General features: G+C 72.4%; 18 protein-coding genes and 2 pseudogenes. 13 read left to right on the top strand and 7 right to left on the bottom strand.

Going from position 1 to position 21,929, the window contains the following annotated elements:
* Positions 1-35: 35 nt before the first annotated feature.
* Positions 36-905 (top strand): nucleotidyl transferase AbiEii/AbiGii toxin family protein, encoded by an 870-nt coding sequence (locus tag ACFYOH_RS07285; RefSeq protein ID WP_388622057.1) that lies wholly within the window; start codon positions 36-38, stop codon positions 903-905.
* Here the strand turns inward: ACFYOH_RS07285 and dnaG are convergent.
* The 4 genes from dnaG to ACFYOH_RS07305 all read right to left on the bottom strand — a co-directional run bounded on the left by dnaG (position 902) and on the right by ACFYOH_RS07305 (position 6,483).
* Complete coding sequence (dnaG, locus tag ACFYOH_RS07290) at positions 902-2,800, bottom strand: DNA primase (RefSeq protein ID WP_388622059.1); 1,899 nt, start codon at positions 2,798-2,800, stop codon at positions 902-904. The genes ACFYOH_RS07285 and dnaG overlap by 4 nt on opposite strands.
* A 38-nt stretch (positions 2,801-2,838) precedes the next feature.
* Positions 2,839-4,104: an NAD(P)/FAD-dependent oxidoreductase gene (locus ACFYOH_RS07295; RefSeq protein WP_388622061.1), complete on the bottom strand. Its 1,266-nt coding sequence runs from the start codon at positions 4,102-4,104 to the stop codon at positions 2,839-2,841.
* 104 nt (positions 4,105-4,208) lie between these two features.
* Positions 4,209-5,492 (bottom strand): deoxyguanosinetriphosphate triphosphohydrolase, encoded by a 1,284-nt coding sequence (locus ACFYOH_RS07300; RefSeq protein ID WP_388622063.1) that lies wholly within the window; start codon positions 5,490-5,492, stop codon positions 4,209-4,211.
* 130 nt (positions 5,493-5,622) lie between these two features.
* Entirely contained in the window at positions 5,623-6,483 is an 861-nt protein-coding gene (locus tag ACFYOH_RS07305) for a sirohydrochlorin chelatase (RefSeq protein ID WP_388622065.1), read from the bottom strand.
* A 163-nt stretch (positions 6,484-6,646) separates the two neighbouring features.
* Here ACFYOH_RS07305 and ACFYOH_RS07310 point away from each other — a divergent pair, with 163 nt between their 5' ends.
* The 3 genes from ACFYOH_RS07310 to ACFYOH_RS07320 all read left to right on the top strand — a co-directional run bounded on the left by ACFYOH_RS07310 (position 6,647) and on the right by ACFYOH_RS07320 (position 11,032).
* Entirely contained in the window at positions 6,647-7,327 is a 681-nt protein-coding gene (locus ACFYOH_RS07310) for a vancomycin high temperature exclusion protein (RefSeq protein ID WP_388622067.1), read from the top strand.
* Between the two features lies 1 nt (position 7,328).
* Positions 7,329-8,798, top strand: a complete 1,470-nt coding sequence (locus ACFYOH_RS07315; RefSeq protein WP_388622069.1) for a membrane-associated oxidoreductase — start codon at positions 7,329-7,331, stop codon at positions 8,796-8,798.
* A gap of 98 nt (positions 8,799-8,896) precedes the next feature.
* Entirely contained in the window at positions 8,897-11,032 is a 2,136-nt protein-coding gene (locus tag ACFYOH_RS07320) for a molybdopterin oxidoreductase family protein (protein ID WP_388622071.1), read from the top strand.
* Here ACFYOH_RS07320 and ACFYOH_RS07325 read toward each other — a convergent pair whose 3' ends face one another.
* Positions 11,033-11,482, bottom strand: coding sequence for a gamma-glutamylcyclotransferase family protein (locus tag ACFYOH_RS07325; RefSeq protein ID WP_388622072.1), 450 nt, complete (start codon positions 11,480-11,482; stop codon positions 11,033-11,035).
* 139 nt (positions 11,483-11,621) lie between these two features.
* Here ACFYOH_RS07325 and ACFYOH_RS07330 point away from each other — a divergent pair, with 139 nt between their 5' ends.
* Positions 11,622-13,274 carry a M4 family metallopeptidase gene (locus ACFYOH_RS07330; RefSeq protein WP_388622074.1) on the top strand — a complete coding sequence of 551 codons (1,653 nt, stop codon included), beginning with the start codon at positions 11,622-11,624 and terminating at the stop codon, positions 13,272-13,274.
* Between the two features lie 68 nt (positions 13,275-13,342).
* On the opposite strand, the pseudogene ACFYOH_RS07335 reads toward ACFYOH_RS07330, so the two are convergent.
* Positions 13,343-13,552, bottom strand: a pseudogene (locus ACFYOH_RS07335) (Dabb family protein); the annotation flags it as partial.
* 22 nt (positions 13,553-13,574) lie between these two features.
* Positions 13,575-13,883 (bottom strand): aminotransferase class I/II-fold pyridoxal phosphate-dependent enzyme, encoded by a 309-nt coding sequence (locus tag ACFYOH_RS07340; RefSeq protein WP_388622076.1) that lies wholly within the window; start codon positions 13,881-13,883, stop codon positions 13,575-13,577.
* A 185-nt stretch (positions 13,884-14,068) separates the two neighbouring features.
* On the opposite strand from ACFYOH_RS07340, the gene ACFYOH_RS07345 reads away from it, so the two are divergent.
* From ACFYOH_RS07345 to ACFYOH_RS07380, 8 genes and pseudogenes are all read left to right on the top strand, one after another.
* Complete coding sequence (locus ACFYOH_RS07345; RefSeq protein ID WP_388622078.1) at positions 14,069-14,575, top strand: hypothetical protein; 507 nt, start codon at positions 14,069-14,071, stop codon at positions 14,573-14,575.
* A gap of 430 nt (positions 14,576-15,005) precedes the next feature.
* Complete coding sequence (locus ACFYOH_RS07350; RefSeq protein WP_388622080.1) at positions 15,006-15,659, top strand: class F sortase; 654 nt, start codon at positions 15,006-15,008, stop codon at positions 15,657-15,659.
* A 276-nt stretch (positions 15,660-15,935) separates the two neighbouring features.
* Positions 15,936-17,153: an NAD(P)/FAD-dependent oxidoreductase gene (locus tag ACFYOH_RS07355; RefSeq protein WP_388622082.1), complete on the top strand. Its 1,218-nt coding sequence runs from the start codon at positions 15,936-15,938 to the stop codon at positions 17,151-17,153.
* Positions 17,153-19,753, top strand: coding sequence for a nitrite reductase large subunit NirB (gene nirB / locus ACFYOH_RS07360; RefSeq protein ID WP_388622084.1), 2,601 nt, complete (start codon positions 17,153-17,155; stop codon positions 19,751-19,753). The genes ACFYOH_RS07355 and nirB overlap by 1 nt, the downstream gene beginning before the upstream one ends.
* The gene (nirD, locus tag ACFYOH_RS07365; protein ID WP_388622085.1) at positions 19,750-20,100 is read left to right on the top strand and encodes a nitrite reductase small subunit NirD; all 351 of its coding nucleotides are present in this window, start codon (positions 19,750-19,752) and stop codon (positions 20,098-20,100) included. Before nirB ends, nirD begins: the two co-directional genes overlap by 4 nt.
* Before the next feature lie 56 nt (positions 20,101-20,156).
* Positions 20,157-20,741 carry a TetR/AcrR family transcriptional regulator gene (locus ACFYOH_RS07370; protein WP_388622087.1) on the top strand — a complete coding sequence of 195 codons (585 nt, stop codon included), beginning with the start codon at positions 20,157-20,159 and terminating at the stop codon, positions 20,739-20,741.
* 73 nt (positions 20,742-20,814) lie between these two features.
* Positions 20,815-21,003 (top strand): annotated as a pseudogene (locus ACFYOH_RS07375) (SDR family NAD(P)-dependent oxidoreductase); the annotation flags it as partial.
* A 225-nt stretch (positions 21,004-21,228) separates the two neighbouring features.
* Positions 21,229-21,822, top strand: coding sequence for a DUF4232 domain-containing protein (locus ACFYOH_RS07380; protein ID WP_388622089.1), 594 nt, complete (start codon positions 21,229-21,231; stop codon positions 21,820-21,822).
* Positions 21,823-21,929 lie beyond the last annotated feature (107 nt).

A 21,929-nucleotide genomic window follows, 5' to 3' on the forward strand; every position in this document is an offset into this window, starting at 1 on the left:
TACCTCGGACACTGACCTGGATACCGGGCGACGACGTGACCCAGCGCCCCGTCTTCGAACCGGCCCTGAAACAGCACCAGAACGCCTACCGCGCCACCGACCCCGCCTTCGCCGACCCGGCGCGCGGCGAGGCGTGGCGTACGGCCCGGCGGCAGGCGCTGCACCTGGTCCTGGCCGCGATCGGGGACTCCGAGTGGGTCGAGTCCCTGGTGCTGCGCGGCAGTCTGCTGATGTCGCTGTGGTTCGGGGAGGCGGCCCGCGAGCCCGGTGACCTGGACTTCGTCGTCGTACCGGCGGACTGGGGGATCGAGGAGGCGCGCACGACCCGGATGCTCGACGGCATCGCGGAGGCGGCGCAGGCGCGGGCGGCGGACGCGGGAGGAGTGAGGTTCGCGGCCCGGAGCTCCCTCGTGGAGGACATCTGGACCTACGACCGTGTGCCCGGCCGCCGTATGCTCCTGCCCTGGTCGGCACCCGGCCTGCCCGGCGGGCACGTGCAGCTGGACTTCGTCTTCAACGAGGAGCTGCCCGAGCAGCCCGAGCCGGTCGAACTTCCCGGCCCTGCCGTGCTGTTGGCCGCGTCCCCCGCGCTGTCGCTGGCCTGGAAGCTGATGTGGCTGATCGACGACATGCATCCCCAGGGCAAGGACCTGTACGACGCCGTACTGCTGGCCGAATCCCACCCGCTCCCCTACGACCTGCTGCTGCGGGTCTTCCAGCTCTCGGGCAGCGCCGACTCGTCCGCCCGGGACCGCGATCTGGTCACCCTGCGGGAGGTGGCACAGGCCGCGGAACACGCCGAGTGGGACCACTTCGTCACCGAGTACCCGCGGTTCGCCCACCGCGGGCGCGAGTTCGCGAAGCGGCTGGTGCAGGCGGTGACACCGGCCTTCGCGGGACGCTAGAGCGCCTCCGCGCCCCGCTCCCGCAGCGCCTGGTCGTACTGCTGCAGCACCCACATCTCGTTCTGTACGGCGGCCAGCTGGGCGGGGTCGCCGCCGGTGGCGAGGCGGGTCAGCTGGGACTGGATGTCGTGGATGCGGCGCTCGACGGCGCGGCGGCGGATCTGGACCAGGACCGTGCCGGCGTAGGTCTCGTCGACCGTGCGGCGCAGGATCGGCTCGACGGCCAGCTCGGTGACCATCGCGCGGACGGTGTCGTCGGGCGCGGCCTCACGGACCCGGACCAGGTACTCCTGGGGGTCCTGGACGCCGTACTCCGCGCCGCCCGCCTCCGCGACGGCCTGGCGGACGGCCGCGTACGGCGGCGCGGTGAACTCGTCCACGCCGTAGGCGTCGAAGGCCGGGGAGACCAGCTCAGGGCGCTGGAGGGCGAGTTTGAGCAGTTCGCGTTCGGCGGCGTAGACCGGGTTGCGCAGGGTGAGGGCCGGGCCGCTGCTGGCCGGGCGCGGTGTGGCGTCGTACGCCGGCATCCGGCTTCGCGCCGGCGTGGGAGCCTGGCCGCCGTGCCCGTTTCTGCGCACCAGGTAGCCGACGCGATCCACGACGAACTCCTGATCCAGGATTCCGACCAGGCCCGCCAGTTGCACCGCGACCTCACGCCGGACGCTGCGGTCTTTGATCTTGGCCACGACTGGCGCGGCTTCGTCCAGTGCGGCCGCGCGCCCCCCCGGCGTGTCCAGGTCGTAGCGCGAGACGATCTGGCGGAGTGCGAACTCGAAGAGCGGCGTGCGGGGTTCGGTCAGGTCCGCCACCGCCTCGTCGCCCTTGGCCAGGCGCAGCTCGCACGGGTCCATGCCGTCGGGCGCGATGGCGATGTAGGTCTCGGCGGCGAACTTCTGGTCGTCCTCGAAGGCGCGCAGGGCGGCCTTCTGGCCCGCCGCGTCGCCGTCGAAGGTGAAGATCACGCGTGCGCTGCCGTTGTCCATCAGCAGCCGGCGGAGGATCTTGATGTGCTCGCCGCCGAAGGCCGTGCCGCAGGTCGCGATGGCCGTCGTGACGCCCGCGAGATGGCAGGCCATGACGTCGGTGTAGCCCTCGACCACGACCGCGCGGCTGGCCTTGGCGATCTCCTTCTTCGCCAGGTCGATGCCGTACAGCACCTGGCTCTTCTTGTAGATCGCCGTCTCGGGGGTGTTCAGGTACTTCGGGCCGTTGTCCGCCTCGTACAGCTTGCGGGCGCCGAAGCCGACGACCTCGCCGCCGATGTCCCGGATCGGCCACATCAGACGGCCCCGGAAGCGGTCGATGGGACCCCGGCGGCCGTCCTGCGAGAGCCCGGAGAGGATCAGCTCCTTGTCGCTGAAGCCCTTGCCGCGCAGATAGCGGGTGAGGTGGTCCCAGCCCTGGGGGCTGTAGCCGACGCCGAAGTGGACGGCGGCGGCCTGGTCGAAGCCCCGCTCGGCGAGGAAGACCCGGCCGGTCTCGGCCTCGGGGCTGGTGGCGAGCTGCTCGGCGTACCACTGCGCGGCGATCTTGTGCGCCTCGACCAGGCGGATGCGCTCGCCGCGCTGGTGGGTCGGGTTGTACCCGCCCTCCTCGTAACGCAGGGTGATGCCGGCCTGGGCGGCGAGCCGCTCCACCGCCTCCGAGAAGGAGAGGTGGTCCACCTTCATCACGAAGGTGATGGTGTCGCCGCCCTCCTGGCAGCCGAAGCAGTGGAAGAGTCCCTTGCTGGGGCTGACCTGGAAGGACGGAGACTTCTCGTCGTGGAACGGGCACAGCCCCTTGAGGTTGCCGCCGCCCGCGCCCCGCAGCTGGAGGTACTCGGAGACCACGGCGTCGATCGGGACCGCGTCCCGTACCGCCTTCACGTCCTCGTCGTTGATCCGTCCTGCCACGCGTGAATTCTACGGGGGTGCTGTGACAGTCCCGGTCCTCAGGAAGTGAGGCTCTCCAGCGGCACGTGCGGGTCGGCCAGGGCCTCCGTGTCCACCTGGGCCGTGGAACGGATCAGCTTCTGGATCTGCTCTGTGACATCCCACACGTTCACGTTCATCCCGGCCAGCACGCGTCCCTCCTTCACCCAGAACGCGATGAACTCCCGCTTCCCGGCGTCACCCCGGATCACCACCTGGTCGTACGACCCGGCCGGCGCCCATCCGCTGTACTCCATGCCCAGGTCGTACTGGTCGGTGAAGAAGTACGGCACCCGGTCGTGGACGACGTCCTGGCCCAGCATCGCGCGGGCCGCCGCCGGTCCGCCGTTCAGGGCGTTGGCCCAGTGCTCCACCCGCAGCCGGGTGTCGAACCGGGCCAGCGGGAAGGACGCCACGTCACCGGCCGCGTAGATGTCGGGGTCGGACGTGCGCAGCCGCTCGTCGACGGCGATGCCGCCGCCGAGCGCCCGGCCTGCGATCTCCAGGCCCGCCGCCTCCGCGAGGCCGACCCGGGGCGCCGCCCCGATCGCGGCGAGCACGTCGTGCGCCGGGTGTTCCTCGCCGTCGTCGGTGCGGACCGCGAGGACCATGCCGTCCTGGCCGACGATCTCGGTGAGCTGCCGCCCGAAGTGGAAGCGGACGCCGTGCTCGCGGTGCAGCTCGGCGAAGACGCCGCCCAGCTCGGGGCCGAGGACGCCGTGCAGCGGGGTCGGCGCCGGTTCGATCACCGTGACCTCCGCGCCGTACTCGCGGGCCGCCGCCGCGACCTCCAGGCCGATCCAGCCGGCGCCCGCGATCACGATGTGCCCGTTGTCCCGGCCGAGGGCCGCGAGGACGCCCTTGAGGCGCTCGGCGTGGGCGAGGCGGCGCAGGTGGTGCACGCCCGCCAGGTCGGTGCCCGGGATGTCCAGGCGGCGCGGCTCGGCGCCGGTGACCAGCAGCAGCTTGTCGTAGCGGACGAGGGTGCCGTCGTCGCCGAAGCGGACCGTCTTCGCGCCGCGGTCGATGCGGTCCACGAACTGGCCGAGGTGCAGCTCGATGTCGTTCCGCGCGTACCAGGCCGGCTCGTGCACGAAGACGCTGTCGCGTTCCTCCTTGCCGAGCAGATAGCCCTTGGACAGCGGCGGTCGCTCGTAGGGGTGGTCGCGTTCGTCACTGATCAGTATCACCCGGCCGGTGAAGCCCTCCGCCCGGAGCGTCTCGGCCGCCTTCGCGCCGGCGAGTCCGCCCCCGACGATGACGAATGTCTGATCCGCGTCGACCACTTGATGCCTCCTCGTAAGGGTGCCGCCACATGCGAGCGTCCCGCACCGGGCGTGCTGCGGGAAGAGGGAGTGACCCGATCAGGCCACGGACGGTCATGTTCCTCTCACATATGCCCCGTAAGTCTCGCGTGCAGCGAGCGCGCGGAGGCGTCCGTGAGGGAGGCGATCTGGTCGACGATCACCCGCTTGCGTGCGTGGTCGTCGCCTGCCCCGTCGAACAGGGCCCGAAACTGTGGATCCAGCCCGTCCGGCGCGCGGGCGGTGAGCGCCTCCGCCAGCTCCGCCACGACGACCCGCTGGTCGGCGCGCAGCCGCTCCTGCTCGGCGCGCTGCATCACATACCGGTCCGCGACCGCCTTGAGCACCGCGCACTCCATGCGGGCCTCGCGGGGTACGACGAGTTCGGCGTCGTAGCGGGTGAGCCGGCCGGTGCCGTACGCGACGCGGGTGGCGCCCTCGGCGGCCAGACAGAACCGGCCGATGAGCTGGCTGGTGGCGTCCTTCAGGCGGGCCTGGGCGACCGCCGTGCCGTCGTAGCCGTGCGGCCACCACTCCTCGTCCTGGAGCCGGTCGAGGGCGGCGGCCAGTTCGGCCGGGGCGGTGTCCGCGGGAACGTATCTGCCGATGGCGACCTCGAACACCGCCTGCCGCTCGGGCTCGGCGTGCAGGCAGTTGGGGTCGACATGACCGGCGTGCAGGCCGTCCTCGACGTCGTGCACCGAGTACGCCACGTCGTCCGCCCAGTCCATGACCTGGGCCTCGAAGCAGGTGCGGGTGCCTGGGGCGTGCGCCCTGACCCAGTCGAACACCGGGCGGTCGTCCGCGTAGACACCGAACTTCCTCGATGCCGGGTCGGTGGGGTGGGCGCCGCGCGGCCAGGGGTACTTGGTGGCGGCGTCGAGGGTGGCGCGGGTGAGGTTGAGGCCGACCGAACGGGTGCCTCCGGCGGTGAACCGTTTGGGCTCGATACGGGTGAGGAGCCTGAGGGACTGGGCGTTGCCCTCGAAGCCGCCGCAGTCGTCCGCGAAGGCGTTCAGCGCCTGTTCGCCGTTGTGGCCGAAGGGCGGGTGGCCGAGGTCGTGGGCCAGGCAGGCGGCCTCCACCAGGTCGGGGTCACAGCCGAGGGCCGCGCCGAGCTCCCGGCCCACCTGGGCGCATTCCAGGGAGTGGGTGAGCCGTGTCCGGGGGCTGGCGTCCCATGCCTGGCTCCGGGTGCCTGGCGTGACGACCTGGGTCTTGCCTGCCAGTCTTCTGAGCGCGGCGGAGTGCAGGATGCGGGCGCGGTCGCGTTGGAAGGCGGTGCGGCCGGGGCGTTTGTCGGGCTCGGGGACCCAACGCTCCGCTGCGGTGGGGTCGTAGGTGCCGTTGTCGAGTGCGGTGCCTTCCATTCTTCGACAGTATGCCTACTCATCTGCCCTGTTCTGTTTTGAGGCGGGTGTCGTGTGTGGCTCGTCGCGCCCACGCGGCGGAGCCGCATAGCGATACAGCCCCGCGCCCCTTCTTTCGCAGCCCCTTCTTTCAAGCCGAAGCCAGTTCCGCCTGCCTCGTCACCCGTGCCTGGTCGTACCGGTGCAGGATCAGGCGGGCCATCGCCGGATGCGCGCCCAGGGGGGCCGACGCCATCCACGGCGCCGCGTCCGCGCACTGCGTCGCGAAACGCCCCGGGGCCGTGAAGTACGAAGCGACCGCCACATTGTGCCGGCCCCTCGCCGTCAGGGCCCGTACCGCCGTCGGGACCGTCGGGGTCGCCGCCGAGGCGTAGGCCGGGACCACCGGGACGCCCAGCCGGTCCGCGAGGAGGCGGGCCGTGCGGCGGGTGTCGCGGGCCGAGTCGGGGTCGCGTGAGCCGGCGGCGGCCAGGACGACCGCGCTCCCACGACGGGGGGCCGCGTCCATGGCCGGGGGCCAGCCGGACTCGACCAGGCGGTCGTAGAGGGTCTCCACCAGGAGCGGGTGCGGGCCGAGCGGGGCGGCCAGGCGGGTCGGTGCCGGTGCGGCGGCGGCCATCTCGGGGATGTCCTGTTTGACGTGGTAGCCGCGCGAGAGGAGCAGCGGGACCAGGACGGCGGGGGTGTCGCCCAGGGCGGCGAGGGTGTCCGGGAGCAGGGGCTCGTTCAGCTCGATGTGGCCCAGGTGGACGGCGAGGACGGGGCGCAGTTCGCGCACCCGGTCCGCGAGCGTCCGCACGGTTTCCAGCGCGCGCGGGTCGCGGCTGCCGTGGGCGACCAGGACGAGGGCGGGCGGGGCCGTGCGGCGGTGGCCGAGCGGGGAGACGAGCCGGAGCCGGCCGGCGAGCCGGCTGCTGATGCTGTCCATGAGCTGCGCCGTGCTGTCGAGGTGGATGCGGGACTCGGAGCTGGGAGGGTGCGACGCCGTCATGAAAGGATCCTGACGGGGCCAGGTTGCGTGGCCGTTGCCGGGCCGTCACGAGCCTTTTCCGCTGCTTCACGTCGTACGGATGCTCGATGTGAGGCAAACCGGACGGCTGCCGGTGACGTCCTCCATGGTCGGAACCGGTTGGCACCGAGCCCTGGGGGGCCGTATGAAGATCCGTCGACCGCGGCTGCCGCGCACCCGCACGGGGCAGCGGCGGCTGGTGCAGGCCGTGATGGCCGGGTGTGTGCTGGCGCTGCTGCCGGCGACCTGGCTGTTCGTGTCCACGGCGGACCGGCTGCGCACGACGGCCGACGCCCCGTCGGCACCCGTCGCGGTCGTCTTCGGTGCGGGGCTGTGGAACGGGGAGCCGTCGCCGTATCTGGCGCACCGGCTGGACGCGGCGGCTCGGCTGTACCGGGCGGGGCGGATCAAGGTCGTGCTCGTCACCGGGGACAACAGCCGCAAGGACTACGACGAGCCCGACGCCATGCGCGCCTACCTGCAGAAGCACGGGGTGCCGGGCCGGCGGATCGTCAGCGACTACGCCGGGTTCGACACCTGGGACTCCTGTGTGCGGGCCAAGAAGATCTTCGGTGTGGACCGGGCCGTGCTGATCAGCCAGGGTTTCCACATCCGGCGTGCGGTGGCGCTGTGCGAGGCGGCGGGGGTGGACTCGTACGGGGTCGGGGTGGCCGACAAGCACGACGTGACCTGGTACTACGGCGGGACCCGCGAGGTGTTCGCGGCGGGCAAGGCGGTGCTGGACGCGGTGTTCCGTCCGGATCCGACCTTCCTCGGGCCGCGGGAGCACGGGGTCACCGAGGCGCTCGCCCAGGCGCGGGGCTGACGTGGAGATCACGGACCTGACGCCCGCCGAGCGCCGCGTCCGGGAGGCCTTCCCGCTCGGCGAAGGGGTCGACTTCCGGGAGGGCGAGGACGAGGACCCCGCGCAGGGCGCGTCATGGGGTCCGGAGCGGACGTTGCGGGCGGAGGTGCTGCGGGAGCTGCTGCTGGACGGGCCGGTGCGGGACGGGCGGATCGCCGGGCTGAAGGTGTGGGGGGCGCGCGTCACCGGGCGGCTGGACCTCAAGTACGGCACCGTCGGCCATCCGGTGCGGCTGCGTTGCTGCCACTTCGAGGAAGCGCCCGATCTGTACGGGGCGCGGGTCGTCGTGCTGGTCCTGAGCGACTCGGTGCTGCCGGGGCTGACGGCCGGGAACCTGCGCGCCGAAGGCGTCGTGCGGATCAGCTGCTGCCGGATCACGGGGCCGGTACGGCTCCAGGGGGCGAAGCTGTCCGGAGCGTTGTTCGCCGGCGGTGCGCGGCTCGGCAGTCCCGGCGAGGTCCCCGAGGAGCCCGTGCTCCAGCTCAACCACGCCGAGGTGGCCACCGACGTGTGGGCCCCCGGGCTGGTCGCGCACGGAAAGGTGCACCTGAACGGGGCGGTCGTCGGCGGACAGGTCAATCTCAACGACGCCGAGCTGAACGCCCCCGGCGGCTCCGCCCTGCACGCCGAGGTCCTGACGGTCGGCACCGACCTGCACGCCATGCGGCTGCGGACGCACGGCCGGGTCAATCTGGCCGGTGCCAGGATTCCCCGTCAGCTCAACCTCGCCCACGCCCGTCTGTCCAATCCCGGCGGTCAGGCCCTGCGCGCCAGCAGCAGTGTCATCGGCGAACTGTGGCTGCGCGACGCCGCGCCCGTCGAGGGTGCCGTCAATCTGCGTCGCGCCCAGCTCGACCTGCTGCACGTGCCGCCCGAGGTGTGGCCCGAGCGCGTGCAGCTCGACGGGCTCGGCTATCGCGTCCTGACCCCGCACCTCCCGGCCGAGCAACGTCTTCCGCTGCTGGAACGCGAGCCGGACGGCTATCTCCCCCACCCCTACGAGCAGCTCACCACCGCATACCGCACGGTCGGCGACGATGCCGCCGCGCGCACCGTCCAGCTGGCCAAGCTCCGTCGCCACCGCCGTACCCTGCCGCCGTACGCCCAGCTGTGGGGCTTCCTCCAGGACGCGGCCGTCGGCTACGGCTTCCGGCCGATGCGGGCCGCGGGCTGGCTGCTGCTCCTGCTGTGCACCGGCACGCTCGTCTTCGCCCTGCACCATCCGCCCGCGCTCAAGCCGTCCGAGGCGCCCGCGTTCAACCCGCTCTTCTACACCCTCGACCTGTTGCTGCCGATCATCGACTTCGGCCAGGAGGGGGCGTACGCGCCGCGCGGGTGGTACCAGTGGCTGTCGTATCTGCTGATCGTCACCGGCTGGGTGCTGGCGACGACGATCGCGGCGGGCGTCAGCCGCTCGCTGAGCCGGCAGTAGGGACCTCACGGCGTCACCGGCCCGGCGGGGAGGTCGCCGTGCCGGGCGTGTAACGGGAGGCGGTCGGGGCCGTAACACGCCCGCCGCACGCTGGCGGCATGGAACCGATCGCCTCGACGCCCACCCACTGCCCGTACTGCGCCTTGCAGTGCGGGATGAACGTCACGCCCCTGCCGCAGGGGGGCGTCGAGGTGACCGAGCGGACGGACTTCCCGGTGAACCGGGGTGCGCTGTGCGGCAAGGGCCGTACGGCGGCCGAGGTGCTCTCGCCCGCGGTACGGCTGACCTCGCCGCTGGTGCGGTCCGGGGGCCGGCTGGTCGAGGCGGGCTGGGACGAGGCCCTGGACCGGATCGCCGAGCGGCTCGGGAACACGCGGGAGGAGTACGGCGCGGACGCGCTGGGCGTGTTCGGCGGGGGCGGGCTGACGAACGAGAAGGCGTACGCGCTGGGGAAGTTCGCCCGGGTGGTGCTGGGGACCTCGCAGATCGACTACAACGGCCGCTTCTGCATGTCGTCGGCGGCGGCTGCGGGCACGAAGGCGTTCGGGCTCGACCGGGGCCTCCCCTTCCCCCTGGAGGACATACCGAAGACCGGGTGCGTGATCCTCGTCGGGTCGAACCTCGCGGAGACCATGCCGCCCTCCCTGCGCTTCTTCAGCGAACTGCGGGAGAACGGCGGCACGTTGATCGTCGTCGACCCGCGCCGGACGAGGACGGCCGAGCAGGCGGACCTGCACCTGGCCCCCCGGCCCGGCACCGATCTCGCCCTGGCGCTCGGCCTGCTGCACCTGGTGGTGGCGGAGGAGCGGACGGACGAGGAGTACATCCGGGAGCGGACGACGGGCTGGGAGCAGGCGCGCGCGGTGGCGATGGCGCACTGGCCGGAACAGGTGGAGCGGATCACGGGGGTGTCCGTTCCACAGCTCCGGGAGGCGGTACGGCTGTTCTGCGAGCCGGAGTCGGCGATGGTGCTCACCGCACGCGGGCCGGAGCAGCAGTCCAAGGGCACGGACACGGTCGGCGCGTGGATCAACCTGTGCCTGGCGACGGGGCGCGCGGGGCGGCCGTTGAGCGGTTACGGCTGTCTGACCGGGCAGGGCAACGGGCAGGGCGGCCGCGAACACGGCCAGAAGGCCGACCAGTTGCCCGGCTACCGCAAGCTGGACGACCCGGCGGCGCGGGCGCATGTGGCCGGGGTGTGGGGCGTGGACCCGGATGCGCTGCCCGGCCCCGGGCGCAGCGCGTACGAGCTGCTCGACGCCCTCGGCACGGACATCCGGGCGCTGCTGCTGATGGGCTCCAACCCGGTGGTGTCGGCGCCGCACGCGGCGCATGTCGAGGAGCGTCTCGAGTCCCTTGATTTCCTGGCGGTTTGTGACGTCGTGCGGTCGGAGACGGCCGAGCTGGCGGACGTGGTGCTGCCGGTGACGCAGTGGGCGGAGGAGACGGGCACGACGACCAGCCTGGAGGGCAGGGTCCTGCTGCGCCGCCAGGCGGTCACCCCGCCGCCCGGGGTCCGCAGCGACCTGTACGTCCTGCACGAGCTGGCGGCCCGGCTGGGGGTGGAGAAGGGCTTCCCGACAGACGCGGAGGAGGTCTTCCAGGAGCTGCGCCGGGCGAGCGCGGGCGGTCCGGCGGACTACTCGGGGATCAGCTACGGGCGGCTGGCGGAGGAGAACGGGGTGTTCTGGCCGTGCCCGCAGAACGCGGACGCGGATCCGGAAGGCGAGGTGGCTCACCCGGGCACCCCGCGCCTCTTCCTGGACCGTTTCGCCACGCCGGACGGCCGGGCCCGGTTCGCCCCCGTGACCCACCGCCCGACGGCGGAGGAACCGGATGCCGAGTATCCGCTGCTGCTGACCACCGGCCGGGTGGTGTCGCAGTACCAGTCGGGGGCGCAGACCCGGCGGGTCACCGAGCTGAACGCCGCCGCCCCCGGCCCCTTCGTGGAGCTCCACCCCCGCCTCGCGTCCCGGATCGGCGCGGCCGAGGGGGATCCGGTGACCGTGACCTCCCGCCGGGGCCGGGCGACCGCCCCCGCCCGGATCACCTCCGCCATCCGCCCGGACACCGTCTTCATGCCCTTCCACTGGCCCGGCGAGGGCCGCGCCAACACCCTGACCAATCCGGCCCTCGACCCGACGTCCCGGATGCCGGAGTTCAAGTCGTGCGCGGTGCGGGTGGAGGTCGGTGACGATCAGCGAGGACTCGGCCTGCCAGTACCTCGCCTCTGATCAGCGCCCGCGCCAGTCCCCGCCGTCGATCGGCCTGCCCTGGTTTCGCAGCCGGGCCGCCACGCGCGGGGCGGCCAGGTAGACCCAGGCGGGGATGGTGGTGCCGTCGGCGCGTACGACCTCGCGGGCGGCGCGTTCGTAGAGGTTGCGGGGGTCTCCCGGGGTGTACTCCTCCAGGCGGTCCAGGGCGGCGAGCAGCTCGGTGTACGACTCCGGGCGGGCGGTGACCAGTTCGCCCCGGATCTCGCCGCCCGGCCGGTCCACGGCGTAGGGGTAGCCGGGGCCGTCGTACAGCGCGGCGTCCCGCAGGCGGGCCGGTTCCTCCGACACGGTGCGGCCCCGCAGGAACAGGTCGTGGTTGGCCTCGCCGGGACGCAGGGTGCCGTAGACGAAGAAGGGCAGGGGGGTGCCGGCCTCCTCAGGGGCCTTCTCGTTCTCCTCGGTGATCACGGAAACGATTCTCTACCCCCCTCGGCTCCTCACACATCTCCATGAAGGGGCTATGGACATGACATATCAAGGCCCCTTAAATCACTGAAGACATCAGCGCCGCCCCCACGCCTTGACGGGCGCTTCCCCGAGGAGATCCATGAGCCGGATACGCCAGCACGTCCGAGGATCCCGTCGTCTCGCCACCACCGCCGGCGTCGCCGTCACCACCGCGACCCTGCTGTCCCTGGCCCTCTCCCCCGCCGCCCACGCCGACGCCAGACCGACCAGGGCCACCGCGATCCAGAACGCCGCGTCGGCGCTCCTGGCCCACGCCGCGAGCCTCGGCCTGACCTCCGCCGAGGGCACCACCGTCCGCGATGTGATCGTGGACAAGGACGGCACCCAGCACGTCCGCTACGACCGCAGCTACCACGGACTGCCCGTGCTGGGCGGCGACTTCGTGGTCCACCTGACCCCGGACGGCGCCTATCGCAGTGCGAACCGGGCCACCCGCGGCACGATATCCCTCACCTCGATCCTCCCGAAGATCTCCGCGCCCCAGGCCGCCGACCTCGCCGTGAACGCCCTGCGCGCCGTCCACCTCGGCAACACCCTGAAGCAGGTCAAGGCCAAGCCCGAGTTGATCGTCGACGCCCTGCACGGCACCCCGAGGCTCGCCTGGCGCACGAACGCGGCCGGCCTGGACTCGCTCGGCAACCCGGTCGCCCGGACCGTGCTGACCGACGCCCGCACGGGCCGGCAGATCGACGCCTGGGACAGCATCGAGACCGCCGCCGGCGACGGCAAGTCGCTGTACAGCGGGACGGTGCCGCTGGAAACGACCCAGTCGGGATCGTCGTACCAGCTCAAGGACCCGACGCGCGGCAACACCTACACCGGCGACGCCGAGGGCAAGACGGACCTGTGCTTCTTCGGCATCTGCTTCAGCCGGGCACCCGCGGACCTGTTCACGGACGCCGACAACCACTGGGGCACCGGCACCACCTCCGACCGCGCCTCGGCCGCCGTCGACGCCCAGTACGGCACGAACATGACCTGGGACTACTACAAGAACGTCCAGGGGCGCAGCGGCATCGCGGGCGACGGCAAGGGCTCGTACAACCGTGTCCACTACGGCAGCAACTACAACAACGCCTTCTGGGACGACAGTTGCTTCTGCATGACGTACGGCGACGGTGACGGGACCACGTTCGGGCCGCTGGTCGCCCTCGACGTGGCCGGGCACGAGATGACCCACGGGGTGACGTCGAAGACCGCCGCGCTGACCTACTCCGGCGAGTCCGGCGGGCTCAACGAGGCCACCTCGGACATCCTCGGCACGATGGTGGAGTGGTACGCCAACAACCCCTCCGACCCCGGTGACTACCTCATCGGCGAGAAGATCGTGAAGTCCGGCTTCGGCCACACCGCCCTGCGCTACATGGACAAGCCGTCGAAGGACGGCAACTCGGCGGACTACTGGAGTTCGTCGGTCGGGAATCTCGACGTCCACTACTCCTCCGGTGTCGCCAACCACTTCGCCTATCTGCTGGCGGAGGGCAGCGGCCCGAAGACCATCAACGGCGTCAGCTACGACTCGCCGACGTACAACGGCTCCACGGTCACCGGCATCGGCCGGGACAAGGTCGGCAAGATCTGGTACCGGGCGCTGACGGTCTACATGACCTCCTCGACGAACTACGCGGGGGCCCGCACGGCGACCCTGAACGCCGCCAAGGACCTGTACGGCGCGGGCAGCACCGAGTACAACGCGGTGGCCGCGGCCTGGAGCGCCGTCAACGTGAACTGAGCCCCGCATCGAGTACGCCAGGCCGCGGCCGCCCCGGTGACGATGCCGGGGCGGCCGCGGTCCGCTCGTCACGCCTCGACGTCGACCACGACCCAGTCGCTGATCTCCCGCCACTGGTGGATGGCCAGCTGGTGGAAGGGGTGGACCAGATAGCGGTCGACCATGTCCATGTCGTCCAGGAGGCCCTCGACGAGGAAGTCGTAGGCGATGTCTCGCGGGGACACGTTGCGGCCGTAGCGCCACTCCCGCAGTTCCGGCACCTCACGCCCGACCTGGGCGGCGGTGCGTTCCGCCGCCTGGTCAGCTTGGCCCGCTCGCGCACGGCCGGGTCCAGGGCGTCGTAGTCGGGCAGGAAACCGTTCTCCCGCAGGAGCGGGAGCGGGTGCATCCGGGCGCGGGCCCGGGGTTCAGGAAGCACTGGCGGATCTCCACCAGGCCTGCCTTCGCGCCGAACAGGATCGCGACCTCGGTCTCGGGGTCCAGCTCGACGCCGTGGTGCGTCGCGTACCACTGGGCGACCGCGGCCTTGAGCTCGACGAGCCCGGCGAAGGACGGGTACTGCCGTCGCCCGCTCAACGGCAGACGCCGCTCCATTCGTGTTCTTTTCATACTTGTTGCTCTTCTGGTCGCGGGATGCGCCTGTGACCTGCCAGAACGCGGCGGGGGTAGACCATGTGGGGGTCGGGGGCGACACCCGTTCACCGTATTTCTGACGAATCATCAGGGAGCGGAAATCCCGGACTGCGGCTTACCTCGGAAACGAAGAGACCGAGACGAGAGCCCTGGGAGCCACCATGCGACGCACCGCTCGCCTGCTGTCGGGTGCCGCGCTCGTCATGGCGGCCGCCGCACCCGCCTGGGCCGGCACCGGCAGCCTGGACGTGTACCCCTCCAACGTGGTGCCCGGCGGCCAGGTCACGGTCAACACGGCCGCGTGCGGCGACAAGGGCTCGGCGATCGGGGACGCCGGCGCGGTCGGCGCCGGCACCTTCACGCTGGCGCCCAGCTCGCACAAGGGCGAGGCGATCGGGCAGTTCCAGGTGCCCGAGAGCGCGCAGCCGGGGACGTACGAGATCGTCGCCAAGTGTTCCGAGGGCACCCGGCAGGTCACCGGCGACCTGGTGGTGGCGTTGAGCGCGGCGCACGAGCAGGTGCAGCCGCGGGGAAGTGTGAAGACGGGGGTCGGCGGCGCACTCGGCGCCGGCCCCGTGCAGACCGCGGCGGGTGTGGCGGCGCTGGCCGTCGCCGCCGCGGGCGGTACCTGGCTCCTGCATCGCCGGGCGAGAGGCGACGGGATCTGACGGACACCCTCCGCTGTCCGTCAGCCGGTACCGCACAGCCCGCCCCCTCCGGGTCCGACGCCCCTCGCGGCCCGGAGGGGGAGGGGGCCGATGGGGCCTCCAACCCACGGAGGCCAGGCCGCCCGGCCCTTCCGGGGTCCAACCTCCGACCCACGGAGATCCGGACTCCCGGTCCTCGGGGTTCCGGCCTCCGGCCCACGGAGGCCCGGCCCCCAGGTCCTTCCGGGGTCCAACCTCCAGCCCACGGAGGCCAGACTCCGGGCCTTCCGGGGTCCAGCCACGGCGCACGGCCAGGCCTCCGCTCCATGGAGGTCCCGGCCTCCAGGCCCACGCAGGGTCCGCCCACCGGCCCACCGAGGTCCGGCCTCCAAGCCCACGGAGGTCCGCCCACCGGCCCACGGAGGCCCCCGCCTCCGGGAGAGGTGTTCGTATGCGCACCAGAACCACGCGCGACAGGCTCGGCGACACCGCGATAGCCGCGGTCACCGTCGTGGCCCTCGGCTCCGGGGTGTGGCTGCTCGGAGGTGGCTCCGGGACGCACGCGCCGCCGCAGCCCGCCGCGGTCGAGGGGCGCCCGGAACCGGGGGGTGACCGGCTCGCGGCACCCGCCCTCGCCCCGTCCCCGCCGACCCGCATCCGCATACCCGAGATACGCGTGAACGCCCCGCTGATGGGCCTCGCCCTCACCCGGTCCGGCAGCCTGGACGTCCCCCCGGCCCAGAACAAGAACCTGGCCGGCTGGTACGAGGCCGGCACCATACCCGGCGAGACGGGCACCGCGATCGTCGCCGGTCATGTCGACAACACCGAGGGCCCCGCCGTCTTCTACGACCTGGGCGCGCTGAAACGGGGCGCCCGCATCGAGGTGGATCGCCGGGACCGCTCCGTGGCCGTGTTCACCGTGGACGCGGTGGAGGTCTACGCGGCGAGCAACTTCCCCGACGAGAAGGTCTACGGCGCGGCGCCCCGCCCCGAACTCCGCGTCATCACCTGCGGCGGCGGCTACTCCAGGACCACCGGCTACCAGGGCAACGTGGTGGTCTTCGCACACCTGACCGGGAGCCGCGCCCCTTCGGCACACTAGTGTGCCGGTTCACCGCCGAGGGCATGCTCCCTCCCCCGCACCCCGAGCGGCGCCGGCACCTCGTTCAGCAGCGCGCCCCGGCGAGCGGCGACCGCCGGACACCACCGGCTGGTGAACCTGCTGCCCCGCCGGGAACCGGCCCGCGCCTCCTCACAGCCCTCCCCCGCCCGCGCACGGACCCCTCACACCCCCCGGCCGCCCCCGCTGAGGGCAGCGTTCCTCACGGGAAACAGACGTGATGCGACCGGGTAACGTCCGGACCGCACGCTCAAGGGCATGACCTCGAATACGCGTGTGGTGGTGATCGGCGCCGGCCTCGCGGGCGTACGGCTCGCCCAGCGGCTCGGCGAGCTGGGCACGCCCGCGCTGCTCGTCGGCGAGGAGGAGCACCCGCCGTACAACCGGGTGCTGCTCGCCGAGGTGCTGGCCGGCCGGTACGCCCCCGAGGTGATCGGCCTGCCGGCGCCCGAGGGCCTGCTGCGCGCCCGGGTCACCGGTATCGACCGGGCCGCCCGGAGCGTCGAGTGCGCCGACGGCTCCTCGATCGCATACGACACGCTGGTTCTCGCCACCGGATCCAATCCGGTGCTGCCGCCGCTGCGCGGTCTGTTCACCCCGGATCACCAACTCCCCGAGGGCGTCCACGCGTTCCGGACGATGGACGACTGCCTGGGGCTGGCCAAGGCGGTCCGGCCGGGTGTGCGCGCGGTCGTCATCGGGGGCGGGCTGCTCGGCGTGTCCGCCGCCCGCGCGCTCGCCGTGCGCGGCGCCCAGGTCGTCCTCGCCCAGCAGGCCGAGCGTCTCATGGAGCGCCAGCTCGACCCGGACGCCTCGCGGCTGGTGCTGCGGCACCTCACCGACCTGGGCGTCGAGGTGCACACCGAGTGCCGGGTGCGGGACGTGCGCTCGGTCGCGGGGGCGGTCCGCTCGGTGGAGATGGCCGACGGATACGCCCTGGACGCCGACCTCGTCGTGGTCGCCTGCGGGGTGCGCCCGCGCGCCTCACTCGCCGAACAGGCCGGTCTCGCCGTGCACAAGGGCATCCTCGTCGACGACGAACTGCGCACCTCCGACCCGCACATCCACGCGGTCGGCGACTGCGTCCAGCACGACGGCACGGTCTACGGCCTGGCGGTCCCGGCGCTGGAACAGGCGGACGCTCTCGCCGAGTTGCTCGCCGGAGACCCGGACGCGCGCTATTGCGGCACCCGCTCCCTGACCCGGCTGACCCTCACCGGACCGGGCTCCCCCTTCGACCTGGCCGCGTTCGGCGAGACCGAGGCGCGCCCCGGCGACGACGTCGTACGGCTCGCCGACGCCACCCGCGGCACGTACCGCAAGGTCGTCGTCCGCGACGACCGGCTGGTCGGCGGGGTCCTCGTCGGCGAACTCGGCACCGTCGGCGCGCTAGCCCGCGCCTGGGAGGGAGCAGAGCCGCTCCCGACCGACGGCGGCCCGCTGCTCCACCTGCTCACCAACGACGGAGGCTCCTGATGTCCACGGACACCACCCCCACGATCGTGCTCGTCGGCCACGGCATGGTCGGCCAGCGCTTCCTCGAAGCGCTGGCCGAGCGCGGCCTGACCGCCACGCACCGCGTGGTCGTGCTGTGCGAGGAGCCGCGACCGGCGTACGACCGCGTGCAGCTCACCTCGTACTTCTCGGGCAAGACCCCCGAGGACCTCTCCATGACCGACATGGGGTTCATCAAGGACCACGGCATCGAGCTGTACGTCGGCGACCCGGCTCAGACGATCGACCGCGAGGCGAGGACGGTCACGGCCGGGTCCGGCCGGGTCTTCGGGTACGACACCCTCGTCCTGGCCACCGGCTCGTACCCGTTCGTGCCGCCGGTCCCGAACAAGGACGCCGAGGGCTGTTTCGCCTACCGCACGATCGAGGACCTGCTCGCCATCGAGGAGTACGCGAGGACGCGGGCGACGACCGGCGCCGTGGTCGGCGGCGGACTGCTCGGCCTTGAGGCGGCCGGCGCGCTGAAGGGCCTCGGACTGACCACGCACATCGTGGAGTTCGCGCCGCGGCTGATGCCCGTACAGGTCGACGAGGGCGGTGGCGCGGCGCTGCTGCGGACCATCGAGGGCATGGGCCTGACCGTGCACACGGGTGTGGGCACGCAGGAGATCCTCACCTGTGCGGACGGCTCGGTCAGCGGCATGAAGCTGTCCGACGGTTCCGAACTCGCCGCCGACATGGTGGTGTTCAGCGCGGGCGTGCGGCCCCGCGACCAGCTGGCCCGCGACTGCGGCCTCGCGGTCGGCGAGCGCGGCGGCATCACGGTCGACGAGCAGTGCCGTACGGTCAGCGATCCGCACGTCTTCGCGATCGGCGAGTGCGCGCTGGCGGCGGACGGGCGGGTGTACGGCCTGGTGGCCCCCGGCTACGAGCAGGCGCAGACGGCCGCGGCGACGATCGCCTCCGACGAAGCCGCTTTCGCCGGCGCCGACCTGTCCACCAAGCTGAAGCTGCTCGGCGTGGACGTGGCGTCCTTCGGCGACGCGCACGGCACCACCGAGGACTGCCTGGACGTCGTCTACTCCGACTCCCGCGCCGGCCTGTACAAGAGGCTGGTCATCGGCCCGGACGGCACACTGCTCGGCGGCATCCTGGTCGGTGACGCGGAGGCGTACGGCACCCTGCGCGCGCTGACCGGTTCGGTGCCCCCTGTTTCCCCCGAGTCGCTCGTCCTGCCCGCCGGAGCGGGCTCGGGGGCCCAGCTCGGCCCGTCCGCCCTGCCGGACGAGGCGGTCATCTGCTCCTGCCACAACGTCAGCAAGGGCACGATCCGCGGCGCGGTCACGGAGCACAGGTGCACCACCGTGCCCGATGTGAAGAAGTGCACCAAGGCCGGTACCGGCTGCGGAAGTTGCGTCAAGGTGCTCGGCCAGCTCGTCAACGCCGAGCTGGAGGCGTCCGGCGTCGAGGTCGACAAGGGCCTGTGCGGCTGCTTCGCCCAGACCCGCGAGGAGCTGTACGAGATCGTCCTCGCGCTGCGCATCACGTCGTACCAGGACCTGCTGGACCGGTACGGCCGTGCGGGCGCCCGGGGCGGCGACGGCTGTGAGGTCTGCAAGCCGGCGGTCGGCTCGATCATCGCCTCCCTCGCCCCGACGATCGGCGCGAGCGGCTATGTCCTGGACGGCGAGCAGGCGGCCCTGCAGGACACCAACGACCACTTCCTCGCCAACCTGCAGAAGAACGGCTCGTACTCGGTCGTGCCGCGCATCCCCGGCGGCGAGATCGCGCCCGAGAAGCTGATCGTGATCGGCGAGATCGCCCGGGACTTCGGCCTCTACACGAAGATCACCGGCGGCCAGCGGATCGACATGTTCGGCGCGCGGGTGGAGCAGCTCCCGCTGATCTGGGCCCGCTTGGTGGACGCCGGCTTCGAGTCGGGCCACGCGTACGGCAAGGCGCTGCGCACCGTGAAGTCCTGCGTCGGCTCCACCTGGTGCCGTTACGGTGTCCAGGACTCGGTCCGGATGGCGATCGACCTGGAGCTGCGCTACCGGGGCCTGCGCTCCCCGCACAAGCTGAAGTCGGCGGTCTCCGGCTGCCAGCGCGAGTGCGCCGAGGCCCAGTCGAAGGACTTCGGTGTGATCGCCACGGCCAACGGCTGGAACCTGTACGTCGGCGGCAACGGCGGTGCCACCCCGCGCCACGCGGACCTGCTGGCCCAGGACCTGTCCGACGCCGAACTGGTCCGCCTGATCGACCGTTTCCTGATGTTCTACATCCGCACGGCCGACCGCCTGGAGCGCACCTCGACCTGGCTGGAGCGGATCCCGGGCGGCCTGGACCACGTACGGGACGTGGTGGTGCACGACTCGCTCGGCATCTGCGACGAGCTGGAGCGGCTGATGCGGGCGCATGTCGCCCACTACCGCGACGAGTGGGCGGAGACCATCAACGACCCCGAGAAGCTCGCCCGGTTCGTGTCCTTCGTGAACGCCCCGGACACCCCGGACCCGGTCGTCGCCTTCGTCCCCGAGCGCGACCAGATCAAGCCCGACCTGCCGCTGCTGAACATCGGCCTGCGGCCCGCCGACGACATCCTGGAAGGAAGCGCCCGATGACCCTGGCTGTCGAGACCACCGACCTGAAGGTCCAACTCCGGCTCGCCGACGGCTGGTTCACGGCCTGCGACCTGAGCGCGCTCACCCCGGGCCGCGGGGTGGCCGCCCTGCTGCCGGACGGCCGCCAGGTGGCCCTGTTCCGCGACCGCGCCGACCGCCTGTACGCCGTCGACAACCGTGACCCCTTCACCGGCGCGGCGGTCCTCTCCCGCGGCCTGACCGGCACCCACCGGGACCGCCCGTTCGTCGCCTCCCCCCTGCTCAAGCAGCGCTTCGACCTGGCCAGCGGGGAGTGCCTGGACGACGAGGAGGTGCGGGTGGCCGCGTACGAGGTGCGGGCCGCCTGACACGGGCCTCGACCTCTCTGGATCTCGACCGTTTCAGTAAGCCCTAGGCTGCCCGCATGGCCAGGACGAAGGAATTCGATCCCGACGCCGCCCTGCAGGCAGCCCTGGAGCTGTTCTGGCGGCGCGGCTACGAGGCGACGTCGATGGCCGAGCTGGTCGAGCACCTCGGCATCGGCAGGGCGAGCCTGTACGCGACCTTCGGGAGCAAGCACGAGCTGTACCTCAAGGCGCTGGAGCGCTACGAGCGGTCGGGGCTCACCCGGATCGTGCGGGAGCTGTCCCAGCCGGGGGCCGCCCTGCCGGCCGTACGGGCGGTCGTACGACGGTACGCGGCGGAGGCGGCCGACGAGCGGCTGAGGCTGAACGGCTGCCTGATCACCAACACGGCCGCCGAACTGGCCCCGCACGACCCGGCCGCGGCCCGGCGCGTCGAGCGCAACTGGGACCATCTGGAGACACTGCTGCACTCCGCGCTGGCCCGTGCCCAGAGCCAGGGCGAGTTGCCGGCCGGCCGCGATCCGCTCGCGCTGTCCCGCACCCTGCTGGTGCTGATGCAGGGCCTGCGGGTCGTCGGCAAGGCGTCGGCGGACCCGGCCCGCGTCCGGGACGCGGCGGAGCAGGCGCTGGCACTGCTCGACTAGACGGACACCCTCCCCCGGAGGGCGCTTTTCCCGGCCTCATACTGAACCGATCGTTCCACAAAAGCAGGTCCTCATGCCTCGCTTCTCCAGCCGGACGGCCCTCGTCACCGGCGCGGGATCCGGCATCGGCCGGATCCTTGCCCTCGCGCTCGCCGCCGAGGGAGCCCGGGTCGTCGTCGCCGGACGGCGGCCCGAGCCGTCGGCGGAGACCGTCCGGCTGCTCGAGGAACAGCGCGGCAAGGCCCTCGCCGCGGGGAAGGACAGGACTCCGAAGCGTGTTGCGGCCGTGTGTCAGCGGGGGCGGGGGGCACCCGGAACGCATGTGCTGGCCGCGGGCACCTGGAACGCATGTCCGACCGCAGGCGGCGGGCCGCAGGCGGTGGGCGGCGGGCCGTCTCGGGGCGGCGATGCACAACTTTTCCGCCCCAGGGTGCATCCAACCCAGTGACCTGCATCCACCCGTTCGCCCGATGGAGGCGGATGTGTCATGTTTCCGTATCTGAATTTCCCCGATCATCCGAGCCCTCGCCCTCGGAGAGCCCTCCGGGCACTCCGGACGCCCCGGACACTCCCCAGGCGCGGCCCGGCGGCCGCACTGACCGCCGCGCTCCTCGGCCTCACGGCCGCGGGAGCCGCGTGGAGCGCGACCCCGGCGGCGGCACGGACCTCGGCCACCGTCCGGACCTGCGCCGTCAGCGACCTCTACCTCTCCATGGGCCGCAAGGAAGGCGCGGCGGGCTCGCTGTACTGGCCCATCCGGTTCACCAACACCAGCACGACCAGCTGCGCCCTGCGCGGCTACCCGGGCGCCAGCGTCCTGGACACCGCGCACCACCAGATTGGCCCGGCCGCCACCCGCAGCGGCCGCTCGTACGGCACGGTCACCCTCGCCCCCGCCCATTCGGCGTCGGCGATAGCCCGCACCACCAACGGCCCGGTGGGCGGCCCCTGCCTGCGCGCCGGCGCCTACCTGCGGGTCTACCCACCGGCCTCTCGCACCGCGATCCTGGTCCCGGCCTCCTGGACGACCTGTTCGGGCGTCTTCCAGATCGGGCCGGTGAACGTCGCGGGCACCTTCTGAGAGGGGGCGGAAGAGCCGAAGGGGCGGCACCCACACCAGGTACCGCCCCGAGCGACTCCCCCCTCTCAGTCCCGCCGGATCAGCACCGGGCCGCATGTCAAGCAGCG

Origin of the sequence: Streptomyces sp. NPDC007856 (assembly GCF_042868225.1) — a bacterium.
Taxonomy (GTDB): domain Bacteria; phylum Actinomycetota; class Actinomycetes; order Streptomycetales; family Streptomycetaceae; genus Streptomyces.